This is a genomic window from Lutispora sp., assembly GCF_041687175.1.
Taxonomy (GTDB): Bacteria; Bacillota; Clostridia; order Lutisporales; family Lutisporaceae; genus Lutispora.
In genome coordinates, this window is sequence record NZ_JAWLCK010000133.1 from 1 (window position 1) to 6,882 (window position 6,882).

Annotated in this window: 4 protein-coding genes; 2 read left to right on the forward strand and 2 right to left on the reverse strand. The window is 38.4% G+C overall.

The genetic code is table 11. The features are described from left to right. Both ACESM9_RS13525 and ACESM9_RS13530 read left to right on the forward strand, forming a co-directional pair. The coding region (locus ACESM9_RS13525) for an AMP-binding protein (RefSeq protein ID WP_372999702.1) at positions 1 to 1,496 on the forward strand (1,496 nt) is incomplete at its 5' end. Positions 1,497 to 2,159: 663 nt separating this feature from the next. Next, positions 2,160 to 3,380 carry a PKD domain-containing protein gene (locus ACESM9_RS13530; RefSeq protein ID WP_372999705.1) on the forward strand — a complete coding sequence of 407 codons (1,221 nt, stop codon included), beginning with the start codon at positions 2,160 to 2,162 and terminating at the stop codon, positions 3,378 to 3,380. A gap of 51 nt (positions 3,381 to 3,431) precedes the next feature. Here the strand turns inward: ACESM9_RS13530 and ACESM9_RS13535 are convergent, their stop codons facing one another. Beyond that, on the reverse strand, positions 3,432 to 5,477 hold the full coding sequence (locus ACESM9_RS13535) for a methyl-accepting chemotaxis protein (RefSeq protein WP_372999708.1): 2,046 nt from the start codon (positions 5,475 to 5,477) through the stop codon (positions 3,432 to 3,434). A gap of 341 nt (positions 5,478 to 5,818) precedes the next feature. Further along, positions 5,819 to 6,835: an alpha-hydroxy-acid oxidizing protein gene (locus ACESM9_RS13540; RefSeq protein WP_372999711.1), complete on the reverse strand. Its 1,017-nt coding sequence runs from the start codon at positions 6,833 to 6,835 to the stop codon at positions 5,819 to 5,821. Positions 6,836 to 6,882: the final 47 nt, after the last annotated feature.

A 6,882-nucleotide genomic window follows, 5' to 3' on the forward strand; every position in this document is an offset into this window, starting at 1 on the left:
TCGCTGATTTCATATTTGATAAAAATAAGGACAATATGGATGAAAGGGCTTTGCTGTATGTGGATAGACAAGGCAATGAAGAAAGCTGGAGCTACAGAGTTCTGGATCTTATGTCCAATAGAGCAGCCAATTTGCTTAAATCCCACGGTATAAAAAAAGGGGACAGGGTTTTCGTTTATCTGGATCGCTCTCCTGAAACCTATTTTTTCATACTGGGAATTTTTAAGATTGGCGCAATTTATTGCCCTCTCTTTCCTTCCTTTGGCCCCGATGCGGTGAGGGAGAGATTTTCCGATTGTCAAGGCTCTATTATAATTGCTGAATCAAAGCTTTCAGAGAATGTAGAAGGGCTGCCAAGCATATTGGTTGACAGGGAAGGGGAATTCAGGAGCAGGCTTCTTTCCATGAGCAAGGATTTTGAATCGGTAAAGATGTCCAATGAGGATTATGCAATAATACATTATACATCCGGCACCACAGGAAAGCCCAAAGGGGCAGTCCATTGCCATGGTGCTGTATTGAGTCATTGGCAGACCTCCAAGGATATTGTTGGCTTGAGACCTGGCTTGAAGTGCTGGTTCACTGCGGACCCTGCCTGGGTAACAGGCACATCCTATGGTATATTGGGATCCTTGAGTACAGGGGCTGATATTTTGGTGGCAGAGCCTGGGTACAGGATCAGCCAGGTATTGGGGCTTTTGGATAGATACAATATAGAGATATGGTACACTGCTCCAACTTTGCTAAGGATGCTCATGCGAGAAGATCCGGCTAAGGCAAAGGAGTATGATCTGAGATATTTAAAAAAGATATTCAGTGCCGGGGAGGCATTGAATCCTGAAGTATGCCGCTGGGCTGAGGATAATCTTGGCCTGACAGTGTACAATCATTGGTTCCAGACAGAGACAGGTTCAATAATAATAGGATATGACGGTACTTTCCCGAAGAAAGGCTATGATACCATGGGAAAGGTATTGGTGGATGTGGAAGCGGAGATATTGGACGAGGATTTTAATCCCCTGCCTCCTGGTGGTAAAGGTCATTTAGCCTTGAAGCCATCTTGGCCCTCCATGTTTCTGGATTATTGGGGAAACCGGGAAAAGTATACTGAGAAATTTAAGAATGGCTGGTACATAACCGGTGATTTGGCTTTCAGGGATGAAGAAGGCTACTTCTATTATTTGAGCCGTGAGGATGATGTAATAAATACGGCGGGGCATTTGGTAACACCCTTTGAGGTGGAGAGCGTCCTTATGAGCCATCCTTCAGTTGCTGAGGTGGCGGTGAAAGGTATGCCGGATAAATTGATGGGCGAAGCTGTGAAAGCCTTTGTGGTGTTAAAGAAGGGTTATGAGCCTAGTCCCCAGCTGCAGATTGAGTATAGATCATTGGTTCGAAACAGAGTGTCTCCTTTTGCATCGCCTCAGGAGATAGAGTTCATGGATGAGCTGCCAAAGACGGAGACAGGCAAGATTATGAGGCGCTGCCTAAAGTAAGTCGTTAGTCGCTGGTCGCCAGTCACTAGTGCCAGGGGATTCCTCTGGGGTTTTGTCACGAGTTACTAGTTGAGGGTTGCGAGTTGCATAGACTTGGGTATTTCTTATACAGAGCTCAGAGCTCAGATTTAGGTATTCCTTTAGGGTCAAGATCCTTCGCTTCGCTCAGGATGACATAATTAGGGTAAGCCGTTGAGGTCACGGAACGGTTGTGAACCGTTCCCTACATCGCTAGGGCTCAGGATGACGATGAATAATCATATATCTAATTGATATATGATTATTTTTTTGCATTATTATACTATTTAGTGTATATATATTAATATATAGCGTATTTTGTTGTGTTTTGTGGTTATATGAATAAGTCAGAAGTTTCAATACTTTTATAATGATAATATTAGATATATATCTAATATTATGCCTTTAATTCTACATATTTTTCAGGTTTCTGATAAACTCTATTGCATATTAATTCCTCATGTACTATAATTAGAGTGTATTTAACCCCTGAAAGTCTCACATTATTAGAGACACAATCGTTAACCCCACTCAGTATTGCACCCTTACAGGGTGCCCTTTTTATGGCTTTTTTGCGCAAACCTTGGTATATATTGGAGGAAAATTTTGCTTTATGTAGAATAGTATAGATTGGGGGTGAATAACTTGGAGCATAAGGTTATAAATGATAAGTACCACATACTGGATACTCTGTATTCAGATCAGTTCCAATCTGTCTTTATATGCGAATTAGCAAATAGTGAGAGCCAAGAGAAGTTTATTTTAAACGAGTTTGTGGACAAAGATATCATTGATGCAGTGAAAAACAGCTTCTGCTACAGTGGTGACAGCGTGTCTAAGAGTCTAATAGATTCTTTTGAAATAGATGGAATGTTTTACGCCTTATTCCCCATCTCCAAAGGACCTTCCCTGGAGGAATATCTCTCCAAGCATCACCTGACTATTGCAGATAAAATGCTTCTTACAGAACAGCTTTTGAAAAAATTTATGGAAATAGATAAGTCTATTCCTTTAATACAATATACCCTTTGCGATTTGAATAATTTATCCGTCGCCAACAGGAAGTATTTGAGCTTTTTTAATCTGTTTTGCTTTGATAAGAACAATCTTGATATAGATTTCAGTTTGGTGAGCAAGAAGCTGGGGCAAATAATTTGCTGTATATTCGCCAACTCTCCCGATGGAGACATAGAGAAGGACAAGGATGCAATCCCTCCTGCCATATTCCCTATAATTACAAGGGCCATGGCAGGGTCTTATGAGTCAACAAAAGAGATTTATGATAACTTTAAGAATACTCTTCTTTATACAACCTTTATAGGGGATGTTTCCTTGGATGATCAAATAAGAATAAATATAAAAAAAGCAAAGAAGAGATACATAATATCCTGGCCGAGATTTATAGCTTCGATGATGGTATTAGCGGCTCTGGTCTGGGGAGGATTCTGGCTCTTTGGAAAAGCTATCCCTGCGTTTATATCCAGAGGAAGGGATTCAGAGAATATTGGCAATAATATTATTGAAAAGAAGAATAATGCTCCCATTGCGGAGTTTTCCATAAGCATAAGCAAGGTGTATTCAGGGGATGATGTAACTTTTGTAGACAAGTCTTCGGATTCAGATCCTGGAGATTCGATTAAATCAAGGCTCTGGACAATAGAGAAGGATGGTACTGTAGTTTTAAACTCGGATGAAGAGACTCTCAGCTATGTGTTTGATGAGCCGGGGAATTATAAAGTGTCCCTTGTGGTGCAGGATTCTAAAGGAACTCCAAGTCAACCATTTACTTATAATCTTAAGGTTCTTGAAAAACCAGAAATACCTGATGATGTAACTGGTGATGATGAATTGCCGGATTTGAAATAGAGAGATAAGGGACACGGGGGACATTTAGAACCGTCCCCCGTGTCCCTTATATTATCTGATTTTAAACTTGCTAACTACCTCCATCAAGTTATCAATCTTTTCATTTGCATCCTGCATTTGATTAACTATATCGATGGTTTTTTCAATAATGTAGGTTGTTCTTTCAGCTATATTTGAAGTTGCTTCAGTTTCTTCATTTGTGGCTACACTTACTTCTTCTATAGCTTTTATCATATTCATAACGATGTCTTTTAGCATAGAGAATGAACTGGAAAAATCACTAACCAAATTCTCAAAGTACATAGCGTCATTACTGTATTGTCCGGAGGTATCAACAAGTATTTCATAATCCTTGATTACTTTTTTATCTACAAGTTCTAAAACCTCATTTGAACTCATTACCAGCTTGTTTACAGATTGCAATACATTCTCTGTTACTTCTTGAATTTTTGCCACTGCATTTTTTGATTCTTCTGCAAGCTTTCTTATCTCATCTGCCACAACTGCAAATCCTTTTCCTGCTTCCCCTGCTCTGGCTGCTTCTATTGCGGCATTGAGTGCCAGGAGGTTGGTTTGTTCTGTTATTGCCAATATTGAATCTGACAGAATGCTGATTTGCTCTATGGTCTTTGATTCTTCTATTGCTTCCTTTAACTTGCTTTGGGTTATATCATATATATCATTAACATTTTGCTTTGATTCTATTGCTTCTTTTTTAACTTCCAAAGCCCTGTTGTTTATCTCTTTTGCTGATGTTACTCCTTTTTCTGCCTTATGTGCTATATCATCAAGAATTTGTGAAATTTCGTTTGATGTTGCATTCATTTCTTCCATTGATGCTGCTGTTTCTTCCATTCCAGCTGCAATTTCTTCCGTAGTGGCTGATACATCTTCTATATTTTTATTTAAGTCTTCTATATTGTGTTTCGTTGAATCAAGCACATTTGTAATTTTCTCTATTGAGTCAACCACATTATTAATTATGCCCTTTTGAGAATCAACCATCCTATTAAACCCGTCAGATAATAGTCCAATTTCATCTTTACTCTTTGTATTTGCCCTGATGGTTAAATCGCCTTTTTCTGCCATACTAAAAGCATTTAAAAGAACGGGTATATGCTTTAATATGTTCCTGGCCAATAAATAGATTACTAGAGATTGAAAAACAAAGGTAACCGCTATGATTGTGATAAAAATTGTTTTAAATGTGTCAAGCTCATTTTGTGCTTCTTCTACTGGTACCAACAGACCTACAGCCCATTTGCTTAATGATATAGGGCTATAGCTTATATAGTGTTCTTTCCCATCAACAGTTATTATTTCTGTTCCTGTCTCATTTGAGAGCATTTTTTTACCTACAATTGATAAATCACCATCGATTTTCTCTATTGAATCTTTCATAATCAATTCTTCATTGGGATGATATATAAAGTTTCCAGTCTTATCTACTAATATTGCATAGCCTGAATCTTTATATTTATAACTGCTCATTACTTTTGATATATCATCCAGTGAAATATCAACACCTGCAACGCCTATAAGATTACCATCGCTATCATTAACAGGTGTTGCTACAGTAAGAACCAGCAAACCTGTTACTACATCTATATATGGCTCTGTTATTGCTATTCCCTTATTCTGTGTTGCTCCTATATACCACGAACGCCCCTTGGTGTCAAATCCTGGAGGTGTTTCAAATTCATCATTTGTTATCAGTTTATTTATGTGATCTACTCCAATATACACATTTAACAAGTTATCATCTTTCTGTTTTATGTAATTTAGCGTATTTATTAAGTTTGAATACCCTTCTGTTGTTTTTGTTTCCTCTATAGAAGGAACTCTTTTTATATATTCTTTGATATAGTCATTATGATTTATTTCCTCTACAACCTCAACTGCAACATTTAAAATCTGTTCAATATTTTTTATTGTAGATTCTTTGGCTGCTATCATGTCATTTTCTATAGTTTCAACTATGATATCCTTTGTTCTTAAATATATCAACCCTGACATAACAGATATGATTAAGTAAACTGATAAAGATGTAAATAAAAACATTTTAAACATAATGCCATAACGAACCTTTTTTCTCATATAAAACCTCACCCTTTCATTTTAATTTCTTAGTATTTATCAACTTCATAATGCACAATATTGTTAATTTTCTGTCTATTATAAGTATAGTATTTATATTTTCGAAATGCAAACTATTTTGTCTTATTTTGTCATTTTCTGCAGCTATATCCAGTAATAAAACACAAGGAAACCTTGCTCAAATCGAAGAAAAGTCTAGACTAAGAAAATTTACTTTTTCGTCCCATAAAAATATACTCCTCCTTGTAGTAAGCAGTTTTTATTATTTAAACTGTCTACCACAAGGGGAGCATATCAATCTTCTTAAGTGTTTTATTTTTTTATCTATATAATATGTAGTTTTATCCCTGCCACAATTTTGATGAATCAATGTCTGATAGAGTGCTGCAGCCTGTCATAACCATGGTCTGCTTCAGCTCAGCTCCTATTTTCTCTGTATAAAGAGCAACTCCTTCTTCTCCTCCGCCGTATGCAGCCACAGAATATGGTCTGCCGATAAGTACACCGTCGGCGCCTAGCGCCAGCACCTTGAATACATCTAATCCGCTTCTGATGCCTCCGTCGATAAGTATCTTCATCTTGCCTTTTACCGCTTTTACGATATCAGGGAGGACTTCAACAGTAGCTGGTGTATGATCCAGTACCCTTCCGCCGTGATTTGACACTACAATGCCGTAAGCTCCTGCTTCCAAGACTTTTTCTGCACTTTTAGCTGTCATGATGCCCTTCACGATAAAAGGCAGCTTGGTGCTTTCTACTATTCTTTTCAGATCATCTACAGACTTGGGACAGATCTCCTTATCCTTGGCCAGAACAGGTAATCCTGCTGCATCTATATCCATGGCTACTGCAGGAGCTCCTACTTGCTCTGCCAGTTTTATCTTGCTTATTACATCTTCCACTCCCCAGGGTTTTATGGTAGGTATGCCCCAGCCTCCAGTCAATTTGATTGCTTCCAGGCCTGATGTATAGCAGTCCTTGCTCTCTCCATCACCTGTAAAACCTATGGTTCCAGCAGCTTTACAGCCGAATACTATTGCATTGCTGTATTCTTCTTCGCTGAAGTATCCCGGATAATGTATCTTCACTGCAGATATGGGAGCAGCGAAGAAAGGATACTTGAATTTCCTGCCAAAGAGCTCTATTTCGGTGCTTACGGAGCTTTTAGAATAGATCAAATCCATATTTATCTTAAGCTCCTGAAGCTTAAGATAGTTTCTGGCAAAGGAGGAGCCTGTCCCTTTGCCACCGGGACCGGGTATAACACCTTTGCAGCCCACTCCGCTGCATTCCTTGCATACCAGGCATCTGCCTCCCATATTCTTTCTGGCGTTTTCCAGGATCTGATTATAGTCCATATTTCAACCCCCTTACTTCCCATTTTAGATAATTGTACCATTGTTTT

Bases quoted from the DNA above. Each gene is read 5' to 3' on its own strand.
- ACESM9_RS13535 (WP_372999708.1), bottom strand. From the start codon at position 5,477: ATGAGAAAAAAGGTTCGTTATGGCATTATGTTTAAAATGTTTTTATTT.
- ACESM9_RS13540 (WP_372999711.1), bottom strand. From the start codon at position 6,835: ATGGACTATAATCAGATCCTGGAAAACGCCAGAAAGAATATGGGAGGC.